This is a genomic window from Olsenella profusa F0195, assembly GCF_000468755.1.
GTDB lineage: Bacteria > Actinomycetota > Coriobacteriia > Coriobacteriales > Atopobiaceae > Olsenella_F > Olsenella_F profusa.
Window position 1 is genome coordinate 141,128 of record NZ_AWEZ01000045.1, and the last position, 25,924, is coordinate 167,051.

The 25,924-nt window shown below is 62.5% G+C and carries 24 protein-coding genes and 1 pseudogene; 24 read left to right on the forward strand and 1 reads right to left on the reverse strand.

Translation table 11 applies throughout. The features are described from left to right. The first annotated feature begins 50 nt into the window (after positions 1–50). The 17 genes from HMPREF1316_RS06350 (at position 51) to HMPREF1316_RS06440 (ending at position 17,484) form a co-directional block, all read left to right on the forward strand. Positions 51–854, forward strand: a complete 804-nt coding sequence (locus HMPREF1316_RS06350) for a PTS mannose/fructose/sorbose transporter subunit IIC (RefSeq protein ID WP_021726204.1) — start codon at positions 51–53, stop codon at positions 852–854. Positions 855–865: 11 nt separating this feature from the next. After that, positions 866–1,690 carry a PTS system mannose/fructose/sorbose family transporter subunit IID gene (locus tag HMPREF1316_RS06355; protein WP_021726152.1) on the forward strand — a complete coding sequence of 275 codons (825 nt, stop codon included), beginning with the start codon at positions 866–868 and terminating at the stop codon, positions 1,688–1,690. A 42-nt stretch (positions 1,691–1,732) separates the two neighbouring features. Continuing rightward, a complete protein-coding gene (locus HMPREF1316_RS06360) occupies positions 1,733–2,959 on the forward strand; it encodes a zinc-binding dehydrogenase (protein WP_021726183.1) in 1,227 nt (408 codons plus the stop codon). Positions 2,960–2,982: 23 nt separating this feature from the next. Further along, positions 2,983–3,615, forward strand: coding sequence for a hypothetical protein (locus HMPREF1316_RS06365; protein WP_021726034.1), 633 nt, complete (start codon positions 2,983–2,985; stop codon positions 3,613–3,615). A 191-nt stretch (positions 3,616–3,806) separates the two neighbouring features. Beyond that, positions 3,807–4,607 carry a sorbitol-6-phosphate dehydrogenase subunit gene (locus HMPREF1316_RS06370; protein WP_021726021.1) on the forward strand — a complete coding sequence of 267 codons (801 nt, stop codon included), beginning with the start codon at positions 3,807–3,809 and terminating at the stop codon, positions 4,605–4,607. Between the two features lie 65 nt (positions 4,608–4,672). Next, on the forward strand, positions 4,673–5,017 hold the full coding sequence (locus tag HMPREF1316_RS06375) for an HTH domain-containing protein (protein WP_021726211.1): 345 nt from the start codon (positions 4,673–4,675) through the stop codon (positions 5,015–5,017). 316 nt (positions 5,018–5,333) lie between these two features. Continuing rightward, positions 5,334–5,690 carry a hypothetical protein gene (locus HMPREF1316_RS06385; RefSeq protein ID WP_021726179.1) on the forward strand — a complete coding sequence of 119 codons (357 nt, stop codon included), beginning with the start codon at positions 5,334–5,336 and terminating at the stop codon, positions 5,688–5,690. 138 nt (positions 5,691–5,828) lie between these two features. After that, positions 5,829–6,095 carry a type II toxin-antitoxin system RelB/DinJ family antitoxin gene (locus HMPREF1316_RS06390; protein WP_040651651.1) on the forward strand — a complete coding sequence of 89 codons (267 nt, stop codon included), beginning with the start codon at positions 5,829–5,831 and terminating at the stop codon, positions 6,093–6,095. A gap of 2 nt (positions 6,096–6,097) precedes the next feature. Continuing rightward, the gene (locus HMPREF1316_RS14435) at positions 6,098–6,307 is read left to right on the forward strand and encodes a type II toxin-antitoxin system RelE/ParE family toxin (protein WP_021726099.1); all 210 of its coding nucleotides are present in this window, start codon (positions 6,098–6,100) and stop codon (positions 6,305–6,307) included. 1,568 nt (positions 6,308–7,875) lie between these two features. After that, the gene (locus HMPREF1316_RS06400; protein ID WP_021726093.1) at positions 7,876–8,751 is read left to right on the forward strand and encodes a LysR family transcriptional regulator; all 876 of its coding nucleotides are present in this window, start codon (positions 7,876–7,878) and stop codon (positions 8,749–8,751) included. 297 nt (positions 8,752–9,048) lie between these two features. Further along, a complete protein-coding gene (locus HMPREF1316_RS13220; protein ID WP_021726237.1) occupies positions 9,049–9,441 on the forward strand; it encodes a GrdX family protein in 393 nt (130 codons plus the stop codon). Positions 9,442–9,535: 94 nt separating this feature from the next. Then, positions 9,536–10,822, forward strand: a complete 1,287-nt coding sequence (locus HMPREF1316_RS06410; protein ID WP_021726076.1) for a glycine/sarcosine/betaine reductase component B subunit — start codon at positions 9,536–9,538, stop codon at positions 10,820–10,822. An 11-nt stretch (positions 10,823–10,833) separates the two neighbouring features. Next, positions 10,834–12,135, forward strand: coding sequence for a glycine/betaine/sarcosine/D-proline family reductase selenoprotein B (locus tag HMPREF1316_RS06415; RefSeq protein WP_084620880.1), 1,302 nt, complete (start codon positions 10,834–10,836; stop codon positions 12,133–12,135). A 163-nt stretch (positions 12,136–12,298) separates the two neighbouring features. After that, a complete protein-coding gene (locus tag HMPREF1316_RS06425; RefSeq protein ID WP_021726192.1) occupies positions 12,299–13,396 on the forward strand; it encodes a YkvI family membrane protein in 1,098 nt (365 codons plus the stop codon). A 142-nt stretch (positions 13,397–13,538) separates the two neighbouring features. Continuing rightward, the gene (locus HMPREF1316_RS06430; RefSeq protein ID WP_021726170.1) at positions 13,539–13,919 is read left to right on the forward strand and encodes a RidA family protein; all 381 of its coding nucleotides are present in this window, start codon (positions 13,539–13,541) and stop codon (positions 13,917–13,919) included. A gap of 151 nt (positions 13,920–14,070) precedes the next feature. Next, positions 14,071–16,776, forward strand: a complete 2,706-nt coding sequence (locus HMPREF1316_RS06435) for a valine--tRNA ligase (protein WP_021726050.1) — start codon at positions 14,071–14,073, stop codon at positions 16,774–16,776. 132 nt (positions 16,777–16,908) lie between these two features. Beyond that, the gene (locus HMPREF1316_RS06440) at positions 16,909–17,484 is read left to right on the forward strand and encodes a 5-formyltetrahydrofolate cyclo-ligase (protein ID WP_021726029.1); all 576 of its coding nucleotides are present in this window, start codon (positions 16,909–16,911) and stop codon (positions 17,482–17,484) included. Between the two features lie 69 nt (positions 17,485–17,553). Here HMPREF1316_RS06440 and HMPREF1316_RS06445 read toward each other — a convergent pair. Beyond that, positions 17,554–18,285: pseudogene (locus HMPREF1316_RS06445) on the reverse strand (radical SAM protein); the annotation flags it as partial. Positions 18,286–18,787: 502 nt separating this feature from the next. Between HMPREF1316_RS06445 and HMPREF1316_RS14445 the strand changes: the two are divergent. From HMPREF1316_RS14445 to HMPREF1316_RS06480, 7 genes are all read left to right on the forward strand, one after another. Then, complete coding sequence (locus HMPREF1316_RS14445; RefSeq protein ID WP_021726193.1) at positions 18,788–19,000, forward strand: NADH oxidase; 213 nt, start codon at positions 18,788–18,790, stop codon at positions 18,998–19,000. Between the two features lie 13 nt (positions 19,001–19,013). Beyond that, positions 19,014–19,919: an FAD-dependent oxidoreductase gene (locus HMPREF1316_RS06455; RefSeq protein ID WP_021726110.1), complete on the forward strand. Its 906-nt coding sequence runs from the start codon at positions 19,014–19,016 to the stop codon at positions 19,917–19,919. 136 nt (positions 19,920–20,055) lie between these two features. Then, positions 20,056–20,826 (forward strand): alpha/beta hydrolase family protein, encoded by a 771-nt coding sequence (locus tag HMPREF1316_RS06460; protein ID WP_021726061.1) that lies wholly within the window; start codon positions 20,056–20,058, stop codon positions 20,824–20,826. A gap of 258 nt (positions 20,827–21,084) precedes the next feature. Continuing rightward, on the forward strand, positions 21,085–22,752 hold the full coding sequence (locus tag HMPREF1316_RS06465; RefSeq protein WP_021726030.1) for a formate--tetrahydrofolate ligase: 1,668 nt from the start codon (positions 21,085–21,087) through the stop codon (positions 22,750–22,752). A gap of 194 nt (positions 22,753–22,946) precedes the next feature. Further along, positions 22,947–23,594 carry a cyclodeaminase/cyclohydrolase family protein gene (locus HMPREF1316_RS06470; RefSeq protein WP_232204460.1) on the forward strand — a complete coding sequence of 216 codons (648 nt, stop codon included), beginning with the start codon at positions 22,947–22,949 and terminating at the stop codon, positions 23,592–23,594. A gap of 1 nt (position 23,595) precedes the next feature. Then, positions 23,596–24,465 (forward strand): bifunctional 5,10-methylenetetrahydrofolate dehydrogenase/5,10-methenyltetrahydrofolate cyclohydrolase, encoded by an 870-nt coding sequence (locus HMPREF1316_RS06475; protein ID WP_021726251.1) that lies wholly within the window; start codon positions 23,596–23,598, stop codon positions 24,463–24,465. Next, a complete protein-coding gene (locus HMPREF1316_RS06480) occupies positions 24,462–25,871 on the forward strand; it encodes a bifunctional folylpolyglutamate synthase/dihydrofolate synthase (RefSeq protein ID WP_021726197.1) in 1,410 nt (469 codons plus the stop codon). Before HMPREF1316_RS06475 ends, HMPREF1316_RS06480 begins: the two co-directional genes overlap by 4 nt. Positions 25,872–25,924 lie beyond the last annotated feature (53 nt).

The following is a 25,924-nucleotide window of genomic DNA, read 5'->3' on the forward strand; positions in this document are numbered from 1 at the left end:
CGGCTCGCGCGCAGACACGTGGCATGTTGGACTACAGACAGGAGAGAACCATGGCATTACCCCTCGGTACCATCATCCTCATCTTCATATGGTCTGCCATCACAGGTATGGGCAGCGTTCTGGACGAGTGGCAGACCCATCGTCCGCTTATCGCCTGCTCCATCACGGGCCTTATCCTTGGCGACCCCATCACGGGCATTATCCTGGGAGGTACGCTCGAGCTTATCGCGATAGGCTGGATGAACATTGGCGCCGCGCAGTCGCCCGACTCCGCGCTGGCGTCCGTCATCTCCACCATCCTCGTCGTCGTCGGCCACCAGGACATTCAGATGGGCATAGCCATCGCCCTGCCCGTTGCCGCGGCTGGACAGGTCCTGACGGTCATCTGCCGCACCATCACGGTCTTCTTCCAGCACGCCTCTGACGTTGAGGTCGAGAAGGCAAACTATCGGGGCATCATCACCCTGCACTTCACGGCCCTTATTGTCCAGGCGCTGCGCGTCGCCATTCCCTCCACCATCGTCGCGGCGACCGTGAACCCCGAGATGGTCAGCGCGATGCTTGCGGCCATACCTGATGTCATTACGGGCGGCCTCGCGGTGGCGGGCGGGTTCATCGTGGTCGTCGGCTATGCCATGCTGCTCAACATGATGAACATCAAATACCTTATGCCCTTCTTCTTCCTGGGATTCTTGCTCGGCAGCTACCTGACTGACATCAGCCTGCTTGTCTGGGGTGGCATCGGAGTCATCCTTGCAATCATCTATGTGCAGCTCAACCCGAAGTTTAATGTCTCCGCGCCATCCGTCCAGGCAGCGCCTGCAGAGCTGCCCGATGACGAGCTTGAGGATTAGGAGGACAGCCCATGGCAGAGAAGAAGATTACGAAGGGCGACCTTTTCAGGACCTTCGTCTACGAGAACTTCCAGCAGGCTTCATTCAACTACGAGAGAATGCACGCCCTCGCGTTCTGCGTCGACATGATCCCAACCATCAAGCACCTCTATCGCGACGATAAGCAGGAGGCGACGGCTGCGCTCGAGCGCCACAACCAGTTCTTCAACGTGACGCCCGCCGTCTGCGGTATCCCCGTCGGCGTCACCATCGGCCTGGAGGAGGCACGGGCAAACGGGAAGGAGATTGATGCGGAGACCATCCAGTCTCTCAAGGCCGGTCTCATGGGGCCCCTGTGCGGCGTTGGCGACCCCCTGGTCTGGGGCACGCTACGCCCCATCACGGCCGCCCTCGGCGCCTCGCTCGCCACCCAGGGCAACGCGCTCGGCCCCACCCTGTTCTTTGCCCTGTTCAACGTCATCCGTCTGGCGTTCAAGTGGTACGGCCTCACTTATGGCTACAAGGCCGGCCTCGGCATTGTCAAGGACCTCTCCGGCAACGTGCTGCCCAAGCTGACCGAGGGCGCCACGATACTCGGCCTCTTTGTCATGGGCGTCCTCATCACCAAGTGGACGACCATCAACATTCCTGTCATCGTGTCCCAGACCATGGTCGATGGCGTCACGACCACTACGACGATCCAGACCATTCTCGACGAGCTGTGCCCCGGGCTGCTCGCGCTTGGCCTTACGCTGCTATGCATGAAGCTGCTCAAGAGGAAGTTCAGCCCCATCGTGCTCATCTTTGTCCTGTTTGCGGTCGGCATCGTCGGCTACGGCCTTGGCTTCCTCGCCTAGGGCCATTGAGAGGGACACGGACGAAAGGCTTGAAATTTAGCGATGAAAACCAAGGCAGTGCGCATCTATGGCAAGCACGACGTACGGCTTGAGGAGTTTGAGCTTCCCGATATCAAGGATGACGAGATTCTGGCCAAGGTCGTGACGGACAGCATCTGCATGTCCACCTGGAAGCTCGTGGAGCAGGGAGCCGACCACAAAAAGGCGCCGTCCGACCTTGCGACGCGCCCCGTCATCACGGGCCATGAGTTCTGCGGCGAGATTATGGCCGTCGGCGATGCACGGAAGGGGCAGTTCGAACCAGGTCAGCGCTTTGTGATACAGCCCAACCTACAGCTCCCGAACGCCCCGTGGTGCCCTGGGTACTCCTATCGCTATTGCGGCGGCGACGCAACTTATATTGTGATTCCCGCAGACGTGATGGAGCATGGGTGCCTGCTGCCGTATAAGGGTGAGACCTTCTTCGAGGGGTCGCTGCTGGAACCGCTGTCATGCGTGGTCGGGGCGTTCAACGCCACCTATCACGTTCCACTTGGGACCCACGACCATCGCAGGGGCATCAGGGATGGTGGCAACCTGCTCATCCTTGGCGGGACGGGGCCCATGGGCCTGCTTGCCGTTGACCTTGCGCTGCATGGGAAGAACAATCCGCGCACCATCATCGTTACAGGCCGCAACCAGGAGAAGCTCGAGCATGCGGCTAGGCTTTACCCAAGCGAGGGGGGCACGCGTGTCCGCTACGTGAACACGTTTGGCGCGGAGGATGTCGTGGGCCTGTTGCGGTCGGCGGCGTCCGGGCTGTATGACGACGTCCTTCTCATGGTGGCCGACCAGCAGATGATTACGGATTGCTCTCTGCTGCTTGCCCCGGACGGATGCCTTAACTTCTTCGCAGGTCCCCTGGACAAGCAGTTCATGGGCACGACGAACTTCTATGACATCCACTACAACGGCTCGCATTACGTGGGGACGTCCGGCGGCACGACGGGCGACCTCAGGGAGTCAATCCGGCTCGTGGAGGAGAAGGTCGTCAACGTGGCAAAGGTGGTGACCCATGTCCTGGGGCTCAATGACTGCGCCCGCGTCACGGAGGAGCAGCGCCAGATTGGCGGGGGAAAAAAGCTCGTCTACACGCACAAGCACCTTGCACTGCGTGAGCTGTCTGACATAGACCCAGCCTCCGAGCTGGGAGCCATCCTTGCGAAGACGCATGGCGTCTGGAGCAAGGAGGCGGAGGACTACGCGCTTGCCACGGTGCCGGAGCTTTGACGAGCACGGGTGATTGGGGTGCCATGAGCGGAACAGCCACCACGATTGTGCTGGTCGCGGTCTTTGTGGGCATCATCGTCTATGACCTGGCGACGTCATTGCTACGCCACGTCGTTAGGGCAAAGGCGGATGCCCTCTTTGCGACGGGAGACTTCGACCTCCTCGATCGGTATCTCCAGAGGGGTCTCCCATCGTTTGTGCTCGGGCGCTACGGCACGGGGATTGCCCGCTTCAACGCGTACGTCCAACGGGGCGACGGCGAACGTGCGGAGCGCCTCATCACGGAGCTGCTTGGTGCACGGGTTCCCGTGCGCCAGCGCCATGAGCTGATCGTCAAGGCATTCAACTTCTACCTGGAGCAGGGTGACTACACCTCTGCCAAGGAGCTTCTTCCCGAGATTAGGCAGACCCTGCCGCAGGAGACGGGCAAGAACTGCGAGATGAGCTATAACATCCTAGCGCGTCACAGTCACTCCTACATTCAGGAGCTGAAGGACGAGTTTCCCAGAGCATCCAAGATGAGGCAGCTCGAGTTTGCGTATCTCCTCTCGGCCCAATATCGCAACCTAGGGAATCACGCAAGCCAAGAGACATGGCAAAGAAAGTTTGAGAGGCTTGCCAAGGATTTGGGGACGCAGGGGCCATCGCGCGGCTGAAGCCGTCGCACGGCCGAGGGCACCGCATGGCTGAGCTGGCCGCGTGGCCGTGCCATTCGTCCAGCCGTTTGCAGCATGGCTACGAAGGACAACGCTATTGTGCGGCAACGTCGCAGGTATATTCACAGATAAAGAGGCTCCCGGACAAAGGGGCCTTGCACGAGGCACATCAAAGAGGAAGGAAACGCACCGTGGAAAAGCAGTGGCTTGAGCTTGAGGAGAAGGTCGCAATCGTGACGGGCGCGGCGTCGGGCATCGGCAAGCACGTGGCCGAGGTGCTCAAGGCGGCGGGGGCCACGGTGGTGGTTGCCGACCTCACCGTCGAAACAGGCAAAGAGCTCGAGAGCATGTACTGCGTCAAGTGCAACGTCGCCGACCCCGATAGCGTCAACGCCATGGCGAAGGCCGTCATCGACAGATACGGCTCCATTGACATCCTGGTCAACAACGCCGGCCTCAACAGGCCACGCCTGCTCGTCGACGTCAAGGGCGAGCGGCCCGAATACGAGCTCAACGTCAAAGACTTCGATCTCATGTTCAACGTCAACGTCAAGGGGCTCTTCCTCGTCGCGCAGGTCTGCGCGCGCCAGATGATCAAGCAGGGCAAGGGCGTCATCGTCAACATGTCGTCCGCATCTGGCAAGGAGGGCTCGGTCGGCCAGTCGGCGTACTCGGCGACCAAGGGTGCCGTTGATTCCTTCACGAGATCCTGGGGCAAGGAGATTAGTCCGCACGGCGTCCGCGTCGTGGCCGTTGCGCCCGACATCATGGAGGCCACCAGCCTCAGGACGCCCGCCTACGAGGAGGCGCTTGCCTACACGCGTGGCACCACGCCCGACAAGCTCAACACTGACTACAAGAAGTCGATTCCCGTCGGCAGGCCCGGCAAGCTCGACGAGGTGGGTTGGACGGTCGCCTTCCTGGCATCCGACCGCGCAGGCTACATCACCGGCACCACCATCAACGTCTCGGGAGGAAAGTCGCGCGGCTAGGCGTCACGTTCGGCGGAATCGTGGCATAGAGCACGTTGGCGTGCGCATGTGAGGGGGTGGCGGCTGTGAGCACGATAGTCAACAATCGCATCGTGGCCATAGCCGGCCACTTCGCCAAGAGCTCAACGGGAACCTTCAAGGAGCTTGCGGCGCGTCTGGGCGCGAGCGTCCGCTCGGTGCGCGATGACGTCGCGCGGCTGAACGAGCTGCTTGATAGCACGGCATCGCTGGAAGCGCACCAAGGCGTCCTCAGCATGCTCGTATATAACTCGCAAGGCTACGCGTCGAAGCTGGCGGGCCTGCTCAAAGCAGGGGAGTCCGCCCGCGAGGATAGTGCGCAGTGGCGAGAGGGTAGGCTCTTTGGCCTGCTCCTGCATGCCACCGGTCCCGTCACCACCGGAGGAGCTTAACAACAAGCTCCACATGAGCAGGAGTACCCTTGCGATCGTCACATGCCAGCTGAAGCAGGACGCGACGCCCTATAGCATCTCCCCCGCCGTCTTGCCACTCTCTGTGCCAGCTGGCCAGCTGAACGCGACCGGGGCGCCCGAGCTCCCGCATGGCTGCCGCGGCCTTGGGGCCGTACCTGACGTAGAGCTTGGCCGCCCTGATCTTCCCCTCCTTGCTGTACACCCTGCCCTCCGAGCGTCACCGTTTGGTACGGACCTTCAGTACCAGACCCAATCCGTAAGACGGACATTATCAAACACAGCATTCAGGACGCATATGGCACCGGAATCCTCGCTCGTCCACGACCTGGAGCCATCCCACCGCATCCTCGTCGGCCGCCTGCATCTGGAGAGCGAGGCACACAACGCGAAGGCATGCCTCAGGCTTCCCGACGACCGGGACTCGCTCCGCAGGATCGACGAGGGGTACGGGCTGCTCAAGAAGTCCCTCGGGGCACATGGCGGCTTCAGGACTTCCGACATCCAGGGGTGGCTCGACCTCTGGTGGGTGTCGCGCAACGTTGGCGGCAGCATGGCCGAGAGGGTAGCATGGCTGCCGGACCGGGCAATGAGATGCCGGGCGACGCTTGGATGCCGGGACTACCATCAGAAGAAGGCAAGCTCAGGGAGCTGATGCCCCCGCCAGCCAGCCCAGCTATACAAATTGGGCTTGAATGGCTATTTAGCGGCGTAGACTGCCTGCTGTCATCACTGTATTTGACGCAACTCATGTAAGGCAATAATATATAGACGTCTTACATTGGAGGTAGTTATGGCGTCAGTAACAGTGCGTGTGGACGATGAGACAAAGGCAGAGGCAACAGCGATTGTGGAGGACTTCGGCTTTGACCTCTCGTCGGTCACGAGGGCTTTCTACCGGCAGATCGTCCGGGAGAACAGAATCCCTCTGAACCTCTCGTACGGCGAGCCCAACGAGGAGAGCCTGCAAAGCGCAAAGGATGCCGAGGAGATCTTGGCAAAAGGCGGGCATGGGTACCACAGCGCCCGCGAGATGCTCGACGCGGCACTGAAAGACTAGCGATGAGCAGGCTTGAGCCGGATTACACGCCGGCGTTCTCCCGCGACGTGAAGAGGCTCGCCAAGCGGCACGTGAACCTCGACCCGCTGGAGGTCATCATCGAGCCTGTGTGTCAGAACGACTCCGAGGCGCTTGACGAGCTCAAGCGCAGGCACAACATGCACACGCTCAAGGACGGCTGGGCGGGCAGCCATGAGTGGCCACGTAGCTAACGCGGACGACTGGCTACTCATCTGGCGCTCGAGTGACAAGGTGGCAGCCTTCCAGAGAACCGGCATCCACGACGAGCTGTTCCGTAGGCAGGCTGCTCGACTTTGAAGACGTCGATCTCGCCGGACATGAGCTTGGGGAGCAGGGCGTCACGGAGGGAGGCAAGACTTACGTTCTCGCGACTGCACGCCCCGATAGTTTTGAAGCACGAACCTATTTGTTGCAGTAACTGGCTGTCATAACCGCTGGTAGGAATAGCTACAGAAACTTCCGCCAGATCAGATGGCTTAACCGAGGGAATAGTCGAAGCGCTAGTTTCGGCAAGCTGCTGGAGGGACTTCAGCACATTTCGTTCAGTCAGTGCCAGGTAGATAAGAGGTGAAAGGTCGGGACTGGTCCTGATAACCGTGAAGGCAGTTGAAACCAGCGTGTCGAGTGGAAGGCTGTTGACGATTTCGAAGTGACATTGATTTGGTCTCACGGTTGAAAACAGCACATCTCCATCTTTGATTTTGCGGCGCGCTCGACTCGGAAGCTTCTCCTCATTCGGACTGATGCTCTGCAGCTCGCTAAAGATGTTGTCCGCTAATGACCTGGTATCGAGATAGCTGACATGATTTCATCTCTCTTTAGGCGAGTAGATCTCTAGATTGATTGCCGCTATTGCCCCGACCTTGGAAATGGAGGCATTATCCACTTGGAGTCTGGCGTACAGCTGTCTTGCCAACTCCGCCAAATAGCCATTTGTGCCTTTTCGTTCATTAGGTTATGGATGGTATCTGTGATGATTGGGCCACATTCATTTCCCCAATCAGGTCATCGACCAAATGCTGCATACGCCTTGTCTGGTCCTCCAGAACGCTTAGGGGTAAAACGATGACCGAACGATGACAGACGACTCCGCAGGAGCACTCCTCTTGATATGCCCCATCGTTGTCGTGCAATCTCTTGCCATAGTGATGAATGGCTGTATATGGTGTTTTATCCACATCCAATAGAACCAGTTCGGTCGCTTCGAAGATGTCACCCTTTTAGTATCGGCAAGTCAGCATGCGGACAGCCCCGCGGAGCCACCGCTACTCGGATGGTCGCCTAAAAGTGCGCGTTTCCGTCGTCTCGAGGGCCCGGACGATTTCTCGGACAGGCTAAGCAGCGATGCCCAGCCTCTTCCCTCTGCTTGCAAGGCCATAGAAGCATCTAATTCACTTGCAATCACCTCGCCGCGAAAGGCGGAAGGCATCCGCACTGGCCTGGTGCCAGCGCCTGACCTGCGTCCTTGGCATCGCCTTCAACGAAGATCGTCCGGCTGTACGGCAGCCAAGAGCCGCGACGGCCATGCGGCGCAGGCCTCGCCGGACACGTCACGACCACTTCCATCGACTTGCCGGCCACGAGCGGCCTCATCATGGCGCTACAATCGAACCCGAACGTGCGTCCGCGACACACGTTGTTGAGCAGCGTGTGGGTTCGACCTGAGCATGCCGCGTTGATGCGTGGGACTACGGGAATGGGTGGGTCGCCCCGCTCGGTGGCCTGTTCCTTGCGCTCACGTTTGGGAGGGTGAGACATCATGGACATGTTGAGGGCACGCATATTCCTGGAGGCAATCAGCTCTGGAAGCCTCTCCCAGGCTGCCAGGCATTACGGATACACGCCCTCCGGCGTCAGCCATATGATGGATGCGCTGGAGAGCGAGGTGGGCTTCTCCCTTCTGATTCGTACGAGGAAGGGCGTGGCACCCACGCCGAACGCAGAGAGGCTCATTCCCCTCATGCGGGATGCCTGCAACAAGGATGAGCAGCTCTCCCAAGCGATCTCCGAGGTAAGGGGCCTTGCCACGGGAACGTTGAGAATCGCCGCCTATGCCAGCATGGCAAGCAGATGGCTTCCCAAGGTCATCGCCTCGTTCCATAGGGACTACCCGCAGATCAGAATCGATCTGTTCGAGGGGGTGTGGCAAGAGGTTGCGAGCTACCTGTCCAACCAGAAGGCGGACATCGGCTTTTACAGTTACTTTCCCACCATTCCATATCGGTGGGTCTTTTTGAAGAAAGACCCCATGGTGGTCGCCGTTCCTCCCAACCATCGTCTTGCCGAACGATCCTTCGTGCGCCTTGAGGAGCTGGTCGACGAGCGTCTCATCTTTCCGGCCTATGGCTCGGACGTAGACGTGCTCCACCTGATCGAGGGCACCGACATCAAGGCTGACTACCAGATCTCGACGCTTTACAATTACTCGGCCTTCAGCATGGTGGAGGAGGGCCTGGGCATCGTGATCACGAACCGATTGATCACCGAGGGGCTGGCCACACGCATCAAGCTGTTGCCCTTTGACCCACCGCGGTCAATTGATCTGGGTGTTGCCATCCCAGAGGAGAGTGAGCGCACGCCTGCCGTGCGCCGCTTCGTGGAACATGCGAGCAAGATCGTGCCCGAGCTGCCTTGATTTTTGCATCTCCTGTCGCATGTCGAATCACGTCGGACCCGTTCAAAGTAAGAACCTTACCTTTGACCGAAACGCCAGCTAAGCCAAAGCCCCAAGATGGGGCCCTTATGCTGTGGCATTGCGACCTGTTATGAGCCTGTCTCACATCATCTTGAAATTGTCGCAATTGTGCGGTTGCCTTCTTGGCCTAGATTCTTACATGAGATAGAAAGACATAATCGCAATTTGATTATCTAATTTCGTTGGTGCCTCTGCTTTTGCCCATGCCAGTCTCATGACGCTGAGGAGGAGGTGGAAATGACGGTCATAACCAACAACCCCCATCTGCGGGGAGCGGCAAACGTGCAGTTCGTGGACGGTAGCTTCAGGGATGTCCTCATCAAGGTCAGGGATTTGGTCTATGTCGGACACGAGCTTGTCAGCCACCCGCTGTTCGCGTCCTTGGGCATGATGTTCTCTCCCTATCGCACAGTCATCCTGAGCGAGCGCAAAGATACGCCCTCTGCCGAGCACGCACGTGTCGTAGAGGACTCGATTATCTCCTATGACCATGCGACGCAGGAACGTCAGCACGTCGGGCGCAATGACGAGGACTACGCACGGATGGACCTTGAGCTCTACAGATCTGCCTGTGAGGAGTGCGGGACGGCGCTTCGGGGACGTGAGGTATGCGAGGGGCTTGGGCGATAGCCTTGCGGGTATGGCGAGGCACGCGCCTCGCCTTACAGTGTCCGGGAGCCATGCGCACCGGATGACACGAGGTCACAGAAGGGGATGCTGACCTATGAGACTAGAAGAGGGTTTGATTCACATCAAAGACGTGGGTGCCGGTGACAGGACGGAAGTGAGGGATGGCATACTGACGGTCAATGTCGACGAGCTGAGGCAGTTGGTCATGCGGGACTCGAAGGTGGCGAGCGTCTCCGTTGACTTCGCCCGGCCAGGCGAGAGGGTTCGCATCATACCCGTCAAGGACGTCATCGAGCCACGCTACCAGGTGGATCGTGATGGCAACGGCTTCCCTGGAGCGACGTCGAAGTACGTGCAGTGCGGCAACGGGAAGGTGAACGTCCTCAAGGGTGCCGCCATCGTCACCATCGGTGACATCGTCGGCTTCCAGGAGGGCGTCATTGACATGTGGGGCGAGGGCGCCAAGTGGACGCCGTTTTCGAAGACCCTCAACATCGTCGTGGACGTCTCCGCGGTCGATGGCCTGGAGCCACACGAGCGCGAGACCGTCATGCGGACCGCAGGCCTGACGGCGGCGGAGTACGTCGGTGCGGCGGCAAGGAACGTCACCCCCGACGAGACCAAGGTCTTCGAGCTAGGTTCCCTCGACGAGGAGGCGGCCAGGTATCCCGACCTTCCCAAGGTCGCCTATGTCGAGATGACCATCTCGCAGGGGCTGCTGCACGACGTGTACCTGTACGGCTGTGATGCGAAGCAGCTCATACCGACGTGGCTGCATCCCAACGAGGAGCTGGATGGCGCGGTGGTCTCGGGCAACTGTGTGGCTGCCTGTGACAAGATAACGACCTACCAGCATCAGAACAACTCACTGATCGAGGATCTGTATGCCCAGCATGGCAAGACCATCAACTACGTCGGCAACATCGTCTCGCCCGAATTGACGACGTTGGATGGAAAGTTCAGGACCTGTGACTACACGGCCAAGCTTTGCGAACTGCTTGGTGCGGATGGCGTCATCGTCTCTGAGGAGGGCTATGGCAACCCTGACTCCGACCTGGTCATGATCAGCCAACGGCTCGAGAGGAGGGGCATCAAGACGACGCTCGTCACTGACGAGTGCTCCGGTTGGGACGGCAAGAGCCAGCCCTTGGCCGACACCGCACGGGAGGCTGTCGCGGTCGTATCCACCGGTAACGTCAGCAAGGTCGTGGAACTGGGCGTGGCTGACAAGGTGCTGGGCAACGCGGAGGCGGTTCAAACCCTCGCGGGTGGCTGGCAGGGCTGCATCGACGAGGCGGGCAACATCAAGGCCGAACTGAACGCCGTTATCGGCTCCACCTCCGAGATCGGGTATCACAACTGCACCGTCGAGCTGCTTTAGGGGGACGTGCCATGAGCAATAAGCGGATAGTCTATTACGTAAACCAGTTCTTTGGCCAGCTCGGTGGCGAGGAGAAGGCCGATCTCGGCCCCGAGTACCGGGAGGAGGCCGTCGGGCCCGCGGCAGGCTTCCAGGGGCTGCTCAAGGACGAGGCGGATGTGGTTGGCACCATCATCTGCGGCGACAACTACTTCAACGAGAAGAACGACGATGCCCTGGCCTTCATCCTGAACGTCCTGCGGGAGCAGAAGCCCGACGTCGTGGTGGCGGGGCCGGCGTTTCTGGCCGGTCGCTATGGCATGGCGTGCATCGGCGTGTGCAAGGCAGCCAAGGGCGAGCTGGGGGTTCCCGTCGTTACGGGCATGCACGAGGAGAACCCCGGCGTCGACCTGGGCAGGGGGGATGCCATCATCGTCAAGACCGGTGGCTCTGCCGCGGACATGCGCAGGGCCCTGCCGAAGATGGCGCAGGTCGTGCGGAAGATCTGCAGGGGAGAGGCCATCCGTCCCGATGAGGACGGCTACTTTGCGCAGGGAATTCGTGATACGGTGTTCGCGGACAAGCGCGGGTCCGTCAGGGCCGTGGAGATGCTGTTGGCACGACTTCACGACGAGCCCTACAAGACCGAGCTCCCCATGCCTACGTTCGACAGCGTGGATCCAGCTGCGCCCATAGCCGACCTGTCCCATGCGACCATCGCCCTGGTCACCTCCGGTGGCATCGTTCCGAACGGTAACCCCGACCACCTCCAGTCGGCGTCGGCACAACAGTGGAACAAGTACGACATCACGGGTCAGAAGACGCTCAAGGGCGGCTACTGCACGATACATGGAGGCTTCGACCCAGTCTATGCCAACGACGACGCGAACCGCGTCATCCCACTGAACGTCCTGAGCGAACTGAAGGATCAGGGGGTCATCGGTGACATCTACCAGTACTTCTACACGACGACCGGCACCGGTACGTCGGTGGCCAACGGCCTTAGGTTCGGGCGGGAGATAGGCAGGGAGCTCAAGGAGGCCGGTGTGGACGGCGTGCTCCTTACCAGCACTTGAGGCACCTGCACTCGTTGCGGTGCAACGATGGTAAAAGAGATCGAGCGCTACGGCATCCCTATCGTCCACATGGCCACTATTACCACGATCTCCGAGTCCGTGGGGGCAAACCGGATCGTTCCGACCGTCGCGATTCCCTATCCCGTGGGCAACCCCACGCTGACGCCACAGGACGAGCATTCCGTCCGTCGCGCGTTGGTGGAGCAGGCCCTGAGGGCCCTGACGACGGCTGTCGACGGGCCGACGCAGTTCGAGTGACGTCGCGGTCTGAGATCGCGGCCAAACGCTCCTGGGAGGCCATGGCGGCTGGCCGCTCTGACAGCCCTGGTTGCCCGGGGATGCTCGTCATGGGCGTGATCCTGGTACGGGTGGTCAGCCCCTGGCCATATGTTCAACGATTCTGATTCGTGATGGGAATGACATGAAAGACTCGAGCTTCCTAAGGATCATCGCGTTCTGTGGATCCTGCATAGCCTTCTACATCGGCGCTGGGTTTGCCACGATGCAGGAGGTCATGCAGTACGAGGCATCGTATGGTTCCCTCTTCATGGTGGTCATCGCGGTGGCAGCCGCAATCTACGTGTACACCAACCTGTCCTTCACGACAAACGGCAGCAAGCATCGGCTGACCACCGGTTCCGACGTCTTCACGCTGTACTGCGGCAGATACATCGGTGCATTCTACAAGTGGTTCGCCACCATCTTCTGCTACATGTGCTTCATCGTCATGTGCGGTGGCGCAAACTCTACCGCCATGCAGCAGTGGGGCCTTCCCAACGGGGTGGGTGCGGTGATTCTCACCGTGGCCGTCGTCGCGACTGCCGTCTTCGGGCTCGATGGCATCCTGAATGCCTTGGGCAAGATAGGCCCCGTCATCATCGTCTGCTTGCTGGTCGTTGCTATCATCTCGGTAGTCACGGGCATGCCGGACTATGCCGCGAACCTGCAGAAGGTCGACAGCGGTGTCTTCGACCTGAAGCAGGTGGGCGGCAACAACCCCTTCGCATCCGGCGCGTCGTATGGAGGGTTCGTCATCATCTGGTTCTCCACCTTCCTATCCGAGGTAGGCGCTAAGAATAACGTGAAGGAGGTCAACAGGGGCGTGTTGCTTTCGACCCTCTTCATCTTTGCGACTGCTGCCATCTGCTGCATCGCGCTCGTCGCGCACATCGACATCACGGCGACCGCGGACATTCCCACGCTGATGCTTGCGGACAGGATCAACCCCCTGCTCGCCCAGGCATTGGCCATCATCATCTTCTGCGGCATCTACACCACTGCGGTCCCGCTGCTGTGGACGGGCATCAGTGCCATCTCCAAGGAGGGCACGCCACGCTACAAGCTGCTCACGGTCATTGGAGGCGCGATCGGCTGTCTGGTGTCATCGTTCCTTCCTTACAAGGACCTGGTCAACGTCCTGTACGGCCTGAACGGCTACCTGGGGTTCATCCTCATTGCCTTCATGATCGTACACGACGTGCGTCACGCACTTGCAACGAGAAGGTCGACCGTACAGTAAGCAGGGCTGGGGCCTGCCCACGGCAGGGCCCGGGACCCAGGTTGCAAGAAGGGAGATGAGGGACCGGAGCAATCGACATGCTTCATCCAGGGGGTCCGCGCGCGGGCCCGTCACGCCACTTCTACGAGGAGGATCTCACATCATGGCCAAGAGAATCGCAACGGACGGCGCCCCGGCGGCTATCGGACCCTATTCGCAGGCGATCAAGGTCGGCAAGACCCTCTACGTCTCGGGGATGATGCCGATCGACCCGGAGACGGGAGCGTTCGCCGGCACCACCATAGAGGCGCAGGCCGAGCAGATTATGAAGAACATCGGCTCAGTGCTGCGGGAGGCCGGCTTTGGCTTCCAAGATGTGGTGAAAGCCACCTGCTTCCTCTCCGACATGAATGACTTCGCAAAGTTCAACGAGGTCTACGCCGGCTACTTTGTCAGCCTTCCCGCGCGTTCCTGTGTGGCAGTGAGGCAGATTCCCAAAGGCGCCCTTGCAGAGATCGAGGTCATCGCCGTCAAGGAGCAGTAGCGTCCGTGCATGGATCGCACCTGTCTGGCTCGCGTCCTTGGCAGGGGTGCTGCGGCCAGCAGCGGTGGACGTGCTATCCTGTTAATCCACCTGTCGATACATGAGCCGTACGACCCAAGGCCGTACGGCTCACAGCTATGAAGGGGCCATCGTGGAAGAGATGCCAAAGACCTACGACCCGGGTGCCGTCGAGCCCGAGCTCATCGAAGCATGGATGAACGCGGGGTGCTATCAGCGCTCCAAGGGCACAGGCGACTGTACTGTCACCATACCGCCCCCCAACGTCACCGGCATCCTCCACATGGGCCACGCCATGGATGACACCATCCAGGACACCTACGTGCGCTACAGCCGCATGCGCGGCCGCTCCACCCGTTGGATCCTGGGTACCGACCACGCCGGCATCGCCACGCAGACCAAGGTGGACAAGAAGCTCAAGGAGGAGGGTATCTCTCGTCTTCAGATGGGGCGCGAGAGGTTCCTCGAGGCCTGTTGGGACTGGCGCCGCGAATACGGAGGCACCATCGTCAACCAGATCAGGCGCATGGGCTGCTCCATCGACTTCGACGACGAGAAGTTCACGATGAGTCCCGAGTACGCCCGGGCCGTGCGCAAGGTGTTCTGCGACTGGTACCATGATGGCCTCATCTACCGCGGCAGGCGCATCGTCAACTGGTGTCCCAGCTGCAAGACGGCCATCAGCGACGACGAGGCCGAGTACCGGGGCGAGAAGGGTCACCTCTGGTACCTGCGCTACCCCTTGACCGAGCCCGTTGACGGCATCGATCACATCACGGTGGCCACCACGCGACCCGAGACCATGCTCGGCGACACGGGCATCGCCGTCTCGCCGGAGGATCCGGAGAAAGCCAAGCTCGTGGGCAAGACCGTGATGCTTCCCATCGTGAACAGGGAGATTCCAATCTTCTCCGACTGGCATGTGGACGTGGGCTTTGGCACCGGTTTCGTGAAGGTCACGCCCGCGCACGACCCCAACGACTATGCCATGGGCCAGGCGCATGACCTGCCGCAGATCAACGTCTTCGATGCAACCGCCCACGTAGTCGAAGGCTATGGCGCGTTCAGCGGCATGGATCGCGACGAGGCGCGTGACGCCATCGTCGTCTGGTTCGACGAGCATGGCCTCCTGGAGAGGGTCGAGGAGCTCGACCACTCCGTCATGCACTGCTACCGCTGCGGCACGGCGCTGGAGCCCTGGCTCTCCGAGCAGTGGTTCGTTGCCGTGGACAGGCTCAAGGGCCGCGCCACCGAGGTCGTGCGCTCGGGGGAGGTCACGTTCCACCCCACGCGCTGGACGGACACCTACCTCACCTGGATGGACAACCTCAAGGACTGGTGTATCAGTCGCCAGCTGTGGTGGGGCCACCGCATCCCCGTGTTCTACTGCGACGACTGCGGCTGGCAGGACGCCCTCATGGAGGATGTCGACGCCTGCCCCAACTGCGGCGGTCACCACGTGCACCAGGACGAGGACGTGCTGGACACCTGGTTCAGCTCGCAGCTGTGGACCTTCGCTACGCAGGGCTGGCCCGACCACCCCGAGCAGATGCGGGGCCATCACCCCACCAAGGTCCTCGTCACCGCCCGCGACATCATCGCGCTGTGGGTGGCGCGCATGATCATGAGTTCGCTCTACTTCACCGACGAGATCCCCTTCCATGACGTCTACATCTACGCGACCATCCTCGCCAAGGACGGCAGCCGCATGAGCAAGTCCAAGGGCAACGGCGTGGATCCCATGGATCTCATGGAGAAGTACGGCGCGGACGCCATGCGCCACAACCTGCTGACCCTCATCACCAACAATCAGGACGTCAAGTTCGACGCCAACCTGGACAAGAGGACCCATGCCCTCATCGACAGCCCCCGCACCGAGCAGGCCAAGGGCTTCGTGACCAAGATCTGGAACGCGAGTCGCTTCGTGCGGATGAACCTCGACGGCTACACGCCCGGCGAGCCCAAGGCCGAGACCCCCGAGGACGCCTGGATGCTCTCGCGCCTTGCAAGGGTCGTGGCTGAGTCCACCTGCGAGCTCGAGGACTACACCTTTGGTGACTACGCCCGCGGCCTGCAGTCCTTCTTCTGGAACGAGGTCTGCGACTGGTACATAGAGCTCTGCAAGGGACGCCTGCTGGACGGCACGTCCAGGGAGCGCCTGCAGGTGCAGCGCAACCTCGTCTTCGTGCTGGACACGTCCCTGCGCCTGCTGCACCCCATGATGCCGTTCGTGACCGAGAGGGTCTGGGACGCGCTGCCCGAAAGCGTTCTTGGTCGCGCGTTGGCAGACGGCGAGGGGGAGGCCCGCTTCCTCATGCTGGCGGCCTGGCCCGAGCCCGACGACTTTGACCAGTTTGAGAACGACAGGGCCGAGTACGACTTTGACCTCGCCAAGCGCGTGATCTCTGCGGTGCGCTCCACGCGCGCACGCTATCGTCTGTCTCCCAAGGCCGAGCTCGACGTTGCCGTGCACAGCTCCGTGGACGACGTCCCCGCCCTCGAGGCGCAGCGCGGCTTCATCTGCTCCGTGGGTCACGTGGACCAGCTCGCGCTCGGTGCTGCGCAGGACAAGCCCCAGGGCTCCGTCTCCGTGTCCGATGGCACGCTGGAGGTCTTTGTGGCCCTGGGCGGCCTCGTCGACCTCGCTGCCGAGACCAGGCGCCTGGAGAAGGAGCTCGAAAAGGCGCAGGGGGAGCTTGCCAGCGTGACGCGGACCCTCTCCAACGAGGGCTTCATCGCCAAGGCGGCGTCCGAGGTCATTCAGAGGAAGCGTGGCCAGAAGGCCGAGCTCGAGCGGGCCATCGCCCAGCTCAAGGCCCAGGTGGCCGACCTGGCATAGCCGCCGCGCGCGTGGCCGAGGCCCACCCCCCGCTCGGTGGGATGGGCCCTTGCGCTCCATGGGACCATGTCGGGCGGATGATTGGCCGCCGTGGGTCCTATGCGGTACGGTTGACAGGGGAGAGGAGGGACCATGGCAAGCGCAAAGGAGGAGCTGCGCGGGCGGCTGCTTCGACAGCGGGGTGCGCTGGCGCCACGCGAACGCTCGGCAATCGACGACGCCATCGCCCGACACGTGCTCTCCCTTCCAGAGTTCCATGACGCTAGGGTCGTGCTATGCTACCTCTCCATGGACTCCGAGGTGGAGACGCGCGACGTCATCGAGGCGTCGTGGCGGGTGGGCAAGGTGGTCGCACTGCCGCGTGTGATGGGGGCACATAGCATGCGCTGGTATCGCGTGGATGGCCCCGATGGGCTTGCCGCGCTGGAGCGTAGCCCCTTTGGGGTGCTGGAGCCGGTGGCGGATTCCGCACGGGAGGTGGCACCGGACGCCGTGACGCTCGTCCTCGTCCCTGGCCTCGCCTTCGATCGCGTCGGCCAGCGCCTGGGCTATGGCGGCGGCTTCTACGACGTGTTCCTCGCGGACTTCGTGGGCCCCTCCATCGGCCTGTGCCGAAGCGCCGCCCTCGTCGAGACCCTGCCGTGCACGGAGCCACACGACCTTCCCGTGCAGAAGGTCGTGACGGAACGCGGCGTCGTGGGGGCCTAGCCAAGCCGCAACGTCGTGGAGGGTCGTGCGCCGCGGAACGCAGGGATCCCGCACGCAGCTCGCCTCGCGCTAGCCCGTCTCCCGCAGCTTTGCGATCATGCCGCGTAGCCAGGGTAGCTGGGTGGGCAGGTAGGCCTGCAGCGTGTACTTGTCGAGCACGGTCGAGTCCACGAACTCGCAGTCCTCGAGCTCGAGCATGTCGGTGAGGCGCTGCAGCTCCTCCAGGCGCTGCTTGGGAGTGAGCTCGTGGAACTCTCCCCGACTCACGAGCGCGGCGAGGGGCGTGTGAGGCCACACGAGCAGGCGCGAGATCCACAGGCGCTTGGGTTGCGTCCTGTTGAGAAAGACCGCCGAATGGTAGGCGTGCTCGGGCGACATGTTCTGCCCGCCCAACCCCGAGATCATCGTGAAGGTGTAGTCGATGCCATGCTCCCTGAGCTGCTTGCAGGCAAGCTCTGCGGCGGGGATCCTGACGCCCTTGTCCATGTAGTCAAGCAGGTGCTGGTAGCCCGTCTCCATGCCGATGTGCAGTTCCTTGAGGCCACACTCATGCAGGAGCTGGAGCTCTTGATCGGTCTTGCCCAGCACGTCGGTGTAGCGGGAATACATCGAGAACCCTTCGATCCAGGGCATGTACCTGAGCACGATCTGGATGATCTTCAGCAGCTTGACGGCGGTGTAGTGCATGGGGTTGGCACCCAGGAGGAACATGCGGGCCTTTCCCTGTGCATGGGGCGCGAGCTGCTGCGCCTTCAGCTCGATCTCCTCAAGGGGGAGCTCGCGATAGCCGTCATTGGGGAAGTCGCAGAACTTTCAACGTCCCCAGCTACAGCCAATCTGCACTTCGAGCAGGGCGCTGTCCTGCTCGAAGATGGGCCTGTACACCTCTTCGCTCGAATAGAGGGGAACATTTGCGATGTCGCCCATGATGCCCTCCCGCCACGTGGCCCTGTGAGTCAGGAGGGAGTATACCCAGGCACGTCCGCCGCCCCAGAAAGCGGATGCCCCACGTCGACAGGAGGGAACGAGTGGCTGCAGAGTGCTCTGTCAGGTACACAGAATTTTGTGAAACTGTGAGCTTGTCTCACGTTTGTCCAGGTGGTGGATGAGAGGCGCACATAGATTCAAGAATCTGTGAGCACGCGCACCCAGGCTTGGGAGTGTGGTCTGCATCGCCTTGCCCCTTGCGGACATTCTCCCGCATTTCGGCATTCCGTTGCAGCCTGTCGCATGATCCTCCCCATCATGGTGCCAACGGAATCATGCGGGGCCATGCGTGTGCCCACATGGGGAGGGAGAACACATGAACAGCTTGTTTGACCGTACCAGCTTGGGAACCATGAAGCCCAAGAACCGTATCTTCATGTCACCTATGGGCACGACGGGGGAGTCCGATGGCTCCTACCGCGATGAGGGCATCGACTACTTTGAGGAGCATGCCAGGGGAGGGGTCAGGCTCATCATAGCGGGCGCCAACATGGTTTCCACCAAGTGCGAACCGTTTCCATACCATTGACGAGGAAAAGGAGATGGCATGGGTTCTCGAGGGGGCTGGTGTGGCTGCATTGCATGTGGATACGGGTCGCTATGAGGAGTGTCTCCAGGCCATTGCGACCATCTATCCCAAGCCGGGTCACAAGCTTGACGTGCAGCATGCTATCAAGGAAGCTGCTAACGTGCTCGTGATCGGTGGTAGCCCCGCCGATGTTGCGGCGGCCATCACCGCACGCAGGCGCGGCTACTATGTCGAACTTTGGGAGAAGGAGGACCGACAGGGGGATAACCTCTGGGCTGCGGGTGGTCCCGTCTTCAAGACCGACATCCTCAAGCTCATCAGGTATCAGGTCCTGCAAGGTAACAAGCTGGGCGTCAAGCTGTGCCTCAATCGCTCGGCCGATGAGCACAACGTGTGCGGGGGCATCTGGGACAAGGTTATTCCTGCCGCAGGCGCCTCTCCCGCCCTGCCTCCCATCAAGGGCGTTGTCATCACCGGTGGTGGGCTGGCGGGCACCGAGGCGGCGTGCGACATCGCAGCTACGGCGGAGAGCGTCACCATTCTTGAGATGCTGCCAGATATCCTCCTTGCGTCGGAGGGGTGCCCCAACAGCGGCCAGCACCTGCGCACGATGGCCGGGAATCGCGACATTCACGTGATGGTCGGCGCCACGGTCGGGGAGATTGGCCCTTCGGGCGTCACCTCTACGAAAGGGATGGCGAGATCCATACGATTGCCTGTGACACTGTGCTCAATGCTGCTGGCTTTCGGACGGGAGACCAGCTCGAGGATGTGCTTGAGGATGCCCATGATGACGTGTCCATCGTGGGAGATGCTGTCCGCCCGTGCAAGATCCTTGATGCCGTTCACGAGGGATGCCACGCCATCCGCGTTATGGGGTAATCTGCTATCGGATGCGGCGGGCGGGCTGGACGCTTGATCGATTTGGCGCGGTCTTCCACGATTCCCGTGCGCTTTTGGTCATTTCCAGACCTTTTGCAGCTTGTAAGGGCTCTTCTCACATACAATGGAAGAGAGTAAGAGAATGAGATATCAATAAATTAGGGCAGGTAGAAATGGCTGGCTATACCGAGCGCGAATGGTGGGGCAAGCGGGAGGACAAAGACATCTACGGCAAGCTCTTCCTGCCCGAGGGCATCGAGGATGGCCGTCCGCGCGCGACCGCGGTCTTCTCACATGGTCTGTCGACCAACCACGGTGACATGGAGCCCTATGCGCGAACGGCCGCAGAGCGCGGCATGGTCACCTACGTGTTTGACTTCTGTGGCTCCGGGCGATACAGCCGCTCGAGCGAGCAGCCGGGGGGCATGTCCCTCTTTACCGAACAGCACGACCTCGAGTCCGTCACGTGGGAGCTCTCGCGCGAGCCCTTTGTGGACGAGAACAACATGTTCCTCATGGGCGCGAGCCTGGGGGCCACGATCACGCTCATGGCAGCGCGCGCCAACGCCGAGCTGGTGCACGGTTGTGCCTTGCTGTATCCTGCCTTCAACCTCTACGATGCCGTGCATGCGGCGGTTCCCAGCCGCGATCAGCTGCCCGACGGCTACCAGATCATGTCGGCCACGGTGAGCAAGGCCTTCCTCTGCAGCTGCTGGGACTACGACTTCTTTGATCACATCGGCTTCTTCCCGCGCGACGTCATCCTGTTCCACGGCGACGCGGATCCCAACGTGCCCCTCGAGTACTCCGAGCGTGCGGCCAGGGTCTTCCCCCACTGCGAGCTGCACGTGATCCATGGCGGCGGCCACGGCTTTGAGGAGCCAGCCTACAGCGAGGTCGTCAACACCACGGCGGATTGGCTGCTTGCGCACATCCAGCACTAGGCCCCGCTCACACTTTGCGGGAGGCATGCGATCCTTGCTCGCATTTGACCAGGTCGTGAGCGGAATGTTCAGGCATTGCCACGGAGCTGCGAGGTCCGGTCGGCTCCGGAGTGGCCGCTGAGATGTTCCTTCAGAATGATGCCAGCGGACGCGTGCCAAGTGAGCCACAATGGGGACCAGGTCAGTCGTCCCGTGAAACCCGGTAACCTTTGGCGCGGTTGGCCAACCGCGCCATGAAGCGAAGAGGAGAGCCCAGCCATGGTCAAGCCCGACATCGAGATTGCCCAGGAAGCCACGATGCTGCCCATCACCGAGGTGGCGAGCAAGGTGGGGCTCACGCCGGAGCAGCTCGAGCTCTACGGTAGTCACAAGGCCAAGGTCGACATCCATACGCTTGCGGACAGGCCGATGCGCGGCAAGCTCATCCTCGTGACCGCCATCAACCCCACGCCTGCGGGCGAGGGCAAGACCACCACGTCGGTGGGTCTGGCGGACGCCATGAACCTCCTGGGCCACCAAACCATGCTGGCCCTGCGCGAACCGAGTCTCGGTCCCGTCTTTGGCATCAAGGGCGGCGCGGCCGGTGGCGGCTACGCCCAGGTGGTGCCCATGGAGGACATCAACCTGCACTTCACCGGGGACTTCCACGCCATCGGAGCGGCCAACAACCTCTGCGCGGCCCTGCTCGACAACCACGTCAAGCAGGGTAACGCCTTGGGCATCGACCCGCGGCGCATCGTGTGGAGGCGCTGCGTGGACATGAACGACCGCCAGCTGCGCGACATCGTGGATGGCCTCGGCGGCGTGGCCAACGGCATGCCGCGCGAGGACGGCTTCGACATCACGGTTGCCTCCGAGGTCATGGCCGTGTTCTGTCTGGCGACGGATCTCATGGATCTCAAGTGCCGCCTTGGCCGCATGGTGGTTGCCTACACGTACGACCAGAGGCCCGTCACCGTGCACGACATCAAGGCCGAGGGTGCCATGTGCGCCCTGCTCAAGGATGCCCTCAAGCCCAACCTCGTGCAGACGCTCGAGGGCAGTCCCGCGTTCGTGCACGGCGGCCCCTTCGCCAACATCGCCCACGGCTGCAACTCCGTGGAGGCCACGACGACGGCGCTCAGGCTCGCGGACTACGTGGTCACCGAGGCTGGCTTCGGTGCGGATCTCGGTGCGGAGAAGTTCTGCGACATCAAGAGCCGCATGGCCGGCCTGCACCCGGATGCCGTGGTGCTCGTGGCCACCGTGCGTGCGCTCAAGTACAATGGAGGCGTCCCCAAGGCCGAGCTCACCACGGAGGACCTCGAGGCGCTCAGGGCGGGCATGCCCAACCTCATCCAGCACGTGGGCAACATGCGGGACGTCTTTGGCCTGCCCGTGGTGGTGGCCATCAACGCCTTCCCCACGGACACCACGGCGGAGCTCGCGCTCGTGCGCGAGGAGTGCGAGAGGGTTGGCGTCGGCGTGGCACTCTCCGAGGTGTGGGCCAAGGGCGGTGCGGGTGGCGAGGCGCTTGCGCGCGAGGTCATTCGCCTGTGTGACAAGCCGAACGACTTCCGCTTTGCCTATGACGCCGATGCCCCCCTCAAGGACAAGATCGCCGCCATTGCGACCAAGGTGTACCACGCGGATGGTGTCGACTACACGCCCATGGCGGAGCGGCAGATCAGGCAGCTCGAGGACAATGGCTTTGGCGGTCTGCCCATCTGCGTGGCCAAGACCCAATACTCGTTTTCGGACGACCAGGCCAGGCTCGGGGCGCCGCGTGGCTTCCGCATCACGGTGCGCACCGTGCGGGCGTCTGCGGGCGCCGGCTTCGTGGTGGCACTCACGGGCAGCATCATGACGATGCCAGGCCTGCCCAAGGCCCCCGCCGCCGAGAGGATCGACGTTACCGAGGACGGCGGGATCGTCGGGTTGTTCTAATTCCTTGGGCCCCGTCATTCTCGCTGAGTCACCTCGCTTCGCCCAGAAGGGCCTCTTAGAGAGTGACGGAGCCCCATGTCGCAACATCCGGCCTGCATGTTCGTGGCGTCGATCCCTTCGGCGCACTATGGGCAGGCCATGTGCGGGGGATGGAGAAGGTCAAGGTCACTGGGATGCTGGGAGGTTGTGAGGCGTTGACAGAGGATACTCGCGAGGTCGTGCTGCCGAGGGAGAGCATGACCTACTTTGCCGATGAGCTGGCGGCGCGGAAGCCCACTCCCGGTGGCGGTGGCGCCGCTGCCTATGTGGGCGCCCTCGGCGCAGCCCTCGCCTCCATGGCGGGCCACTTCACACTGGGCAAGCCACGCTATGCGGATGTGGAGGATGACGTCCGCCGCCTGCTGGGAGAGGCGGAGGAGGTTCGTTGCGCGCTGCTCGACCTTGTCGATGACGATGCCCGCGCCTTCCAGAGGGTGACGTCGGCCCTGTCCATCCCCAGGGGGAACCCCCGTCGCGCCGGTGCGCTCGAGGCGGCCACGCGTGGTGCCTGCGAGCCACCGCTCACGATGATGGACTGTACGACGGAGGTCATCGGGATCCTCGAGGAGCTCCACCATAAGTGCTCGCGCCTGCTGCTTACGGATGTGGGCTGCGCTGCCGTGCTCTGCTCCGCATCGCTCAGGGCGGCCAGCCTCAACGTATACGTGAACACACGGTCCCTCTCCGACCGCGCGGCGGCCCGTGAGCTCGATGGGCGCTGTGACGCCTTGCTGGCGAAGTGGGTGGGCCGCGCCGACGTCCTTGCCGAGGGCATCACGGCTGACGTGAGGGGTGAGTCCTAGCATGGCCCGTCTGCTCAAGGGGGCGCCCGTCACCAGGAGGCTCATCGAGTCGCTTGTCCGTCGTGCCGCGGCGCTGCGAGATGGGGGCATCGATCCCACGCTGGCCATCGTGCGAGTGGGCGCGCGTGAGGACGACCTCGGCTATGAGCGTGCCCTTGCCAAGCGCTGCGACGCGGTGGGCATTGGGATGCACGCCGAGGTGCTGCCCGCGGACTGCTCCCAGGCCGCCCTCAAGGAGACGATCGCGCACATCAACGGGGATGCCGGCGTTCATGGCTGCCTGCTCATGAGGCCCCTGCCGCCGCAGCTCGACGAGCGTGCCGCAACGGGCCTCATCGCGCCTGGCAAGGACGCGGACGGGGCGACGGACGCATCGCTTGCCGCCGTGCTCACGGGCACGGGGGTGGGCCATGCCCCCTGCACGGCCGATGCCGTCATGGAGTTGCTGCGCTTCTACGACGTGCCGCTTGATGGCGTGCGTGCGTGCGTGGTCGGTCGCTCCCTGGTCGTTGGCAGGCCGGTGGCGCTGCTCCTGCAGGCGGCAAACGCCACCGTGACGCTCTGCCATAGCCATACGAGGGACCTGGCCACGGAGTGCCATCGTGCGGATGTCGTGGTGGTTGCCACGGGGCGCCCCGCCACGCTTGTGGCTGCGTGCACCCGGCCCGGCCAGACCGTTGTCGACGTGGGCATCCACTGGGACGAGCGACGACAGCGCCTTGTGGGCGACGTGGACTTCGATGCCGTGGAGCCCATCGTGGGGGCCATCACGCCCGTGCCGGGTGGCGTGGGTTCGCTTACGACCGCCATCCTGGCACGCCATGTCATCGATGCGGCGGAGCGCGCGGCTGGAGGGACGATGGGCGCATGACATATCGGCTTCCCTTTGAGGTCCCCGAGCTCACCTACGGGGCAGCGCTCGAGACGCTGCATGCCGCGCTCACGTTTGGCATCCAACCGCTGCTGGAGACCGTGGTGGACATGCTTGTCGAGCTGGGTGGCCCCGACCGGTGCTTCCGTGCCGTGCAGATTGCGGGCACCAACGGCAAGACGTCGACGGCCCGCTACACGGCGGCCGTCCTTGCAGGAGAGGGGTTGCGGTGCGCCCTCTACACCTCGCCCGAGCTCGTGAGCTATACGGAACGCATCGAGATAGACGGCCATCCCGTGGGCGAGAGTGCCTTCGCCCACGGCATCGCAGCCGCTCACGAGGCTGGGCTGCGCGTGAACGCGCGGCGCAGCGCGACAGGGGAGCGGCCCTATGACGTGACGGAGTTCGACACGCTCACGGTGGCAGCTTGCGTGCTCTTTGCGGAGGCAGGCGTGGACGTGGCCGTGCTCGAGTGTGGCATGGGCGGGCGCTGGGATGCCACGAGCGCCGTGGGCTCCATCGAGTCCGTGGCTGTGACGGGCGTGGGGCTCGACCATACGCGCATCCTGGGCGACACCCTCGAGGCCATCGCGGGTGAGAAGGCCGCCATCATCAAACGGGGACGAGGCTGCGTGCTGGGCGTGGGTACGACGACACCCGCCTCGGTGGAGGACGTGTTCCTGGGGCAGTGCGCCTGCGAGGGGGTGGTGCCCACGCTGCTTCGCCCCGAGGACCCTGCGGATGCGACGGGGGAGATGCGGCCCGGTGCGCCTCGCCCGCACGCCAAGCTTCCCCATGCGAGCTACCGCGTGACGAGGCGTCCGCGTCGCCTGGGCTTTCCTGTGGAGCTCACGGTGACGACGCCGCGTACCACCTATGCGGGGCTTGCCGCCCTCAAGCCCACCTACCAGGCCGCCAACATCGCCTGTGCCGTGGCGCTTGCGGAGGGTTTCCTGGGTCGGGCACTCGACCAGGACCGCCTGTACGAGGGTGTCGTTGCCTGTCCCACGCCAGGGCGCTTCCAGCTCGTGCGCCCCGATCCGCCCCTCCTCATCGATGCCTGCCACAACCCCCAGTCGGTGGCCACGTTCCTCTCGTCGCTGGAGGAGATGGCTCCGAGCGTGCAGGAGCGTCCGGCGCTGCTCTGCGCCGTGCTCGCCGACAAGGATGCCGCGGGGATGGCGGAGCTGCTCGCACCGGCGTTCCTGCGAGTGTATGTCACGCAGACGACCTCGCCGCGCGCCCTGCCCGCCCGGGAGCTTGGCCTGCTCTTTGTGGCGCGGGGCAGGAAGCCCGTCGATGCGTTCCCGTCGGTGAGCGAGGCGCTGCGTGCCCTTTCCCACACGCCCCTCGTGGCTTGTGGCTCCATCACGCTGGCTGGTGAGGTTGCGGCGCAGCTCCGATAGATTTGCTACAATCGCAAGAGGTTATCTGTCCGTGATGTCAGGCTGCGGCGCCT

Excerpts from the sequence above, each read along its gene's own strand:
- HMPREF1316_RS06350 (WP_021726204.1), top strand. The coding sequence starts at position 51 with ATGGCATTACCCCTCGGTACCATCATCCTCATCTTCATATGGTCTGCC.
- HMPREF1316_RS06355 (WP_021726152.1), top strand. The coding sequence starts at position 866 with ATGGCAGAGAAGAAGATTACGAAGGGCGACCTTTTCAGGACCTTCGTC.
- HMPREF1316_RS06360 (WP_021726183.1), top strand. The coding sequence starts at position 1,733 with ATGAAAACCAAGGCAGTGCGCATCTATGGCAAGCACGACGTACGGCTT.
- HMPREF1316_RS06365 (WP_021726034.1), top strand. The coding sequence starts at position 2,983 with ATGAGCGGAACAGCCACCACGATTGTGCTGGTCGCGGTCTTTGTGGGC.
- HMPREF1316_RS06385 (WP_021726179.1), top strand. The coding sequence starts at position 5,334 with ATGGCACCGGAATCCTCGCTCGTCCACGACCTGGAGCCATCCCACCGC.
- HMPREF1316_RS06390 (WP_040651651.1), top strand. The coding sequence starts at position 5,829 with ATGGCGTCAGTAACAGTGCGTGTGGACGATGAGACAAAGGCAGAGGCA.
- HMPREF1316_RS14435 (WP_021726099.1), top strand. The coding sequence starts at position 6,098 with ATGAGCAGGCTTGAGCCGGATTACACGCCGGCGTTCTCCCGCGACGTG.
- HMPREF1316_RS06400 (WP_021726093.1), top strand. The coding sequence starts at position 7,876 with ATGGACATGTTGAGGGCACGCATATTCCTGGAGGCAATCAGCTCTGGA.
- HMPREF1316_RS13220 (WP_021726237.1), top strand. The coding sequence starts at position 9,049 with ATGACGGTCATAACCAACAACCCCCATCTGCGGGGAGCGGCAAACGTG.
- HMPREF1316_RS06410 (WP_021726076.1), top strand. The coding sequence starts at position 9,536 with ATGAGACTAGAAGAGGGTTTGATTCACATCAAAGACGTGGGTGCCGGT.
- HMPREF1316_RS06425 (WP_021726192.1), top strand. The coding sequence starts at position 12,299 with ATGAAAGACTCGAGCTTCCTAAGGATCATCGCGTTCTGTGGATCCTGC.
- HMPREF1316_RS06430 (WP_021726170.1), top strand. The coding sequence starts at position 13,539 with ATGGCCAAGAGAATCGCAACGGACGGCGCCCCGGCGGCTATCGGACCC.
- HMPREF1316_RS06440 (WP_021726029.1), top strand. The coding sequence starts at position 16,909 with ATGGCAAGCGCAAAGGAGGAGCTGCGCGGGCGGCTGCTTCGACAGCGG.
- HMPREF1316_RS14445 (WP_021726193.1), top strand. The coding sequence starts at position 18,788 with ATGAACAGCTTGTTTGACCGTACCAGCTTGGGAACCATGAAGCCCAAG.
- HMPREF1316_RS06455 (WP_021726110.1), top strand. The coding sequence starts at position 19,014 with ATGGCATGGGTTCTCGAGGGGGCTGGTGTGGCTGCATTGCATGTGGAT.
- HMPREF1316_RS06460 (WP_021726061.1), top strand. The coding sequence starts at position 20,056 with ATGGCTGGCTATACCGAGCGCGAATGGTGGGGCAAGCGGGAGGACAAA.
- HMPREF1316_RS06465 (WP_021726030.1), top strand. The coding sequence starts at position 21,085 with ATGGTCAAGCCCGACATCGAGATTGCCCAGGAAGCCACGATGCTGCCC.
- HMPREF1316_RS06475 (WP_021726251.1), top strand. The coding sequence starts at position 23,596 with ATGGCCCGTCTGCTCAAGGGGGCGCCCGTCACCAGGAGGCTCATCGAG.
- HMPREF1316_RS06480 (WP_021726197.1), top strand. The coding sequence starts at position 24,462 with ATGACATATCGGCTTCCCTTTGAGGTCCCCGAGCTCACCTACGGGGCA.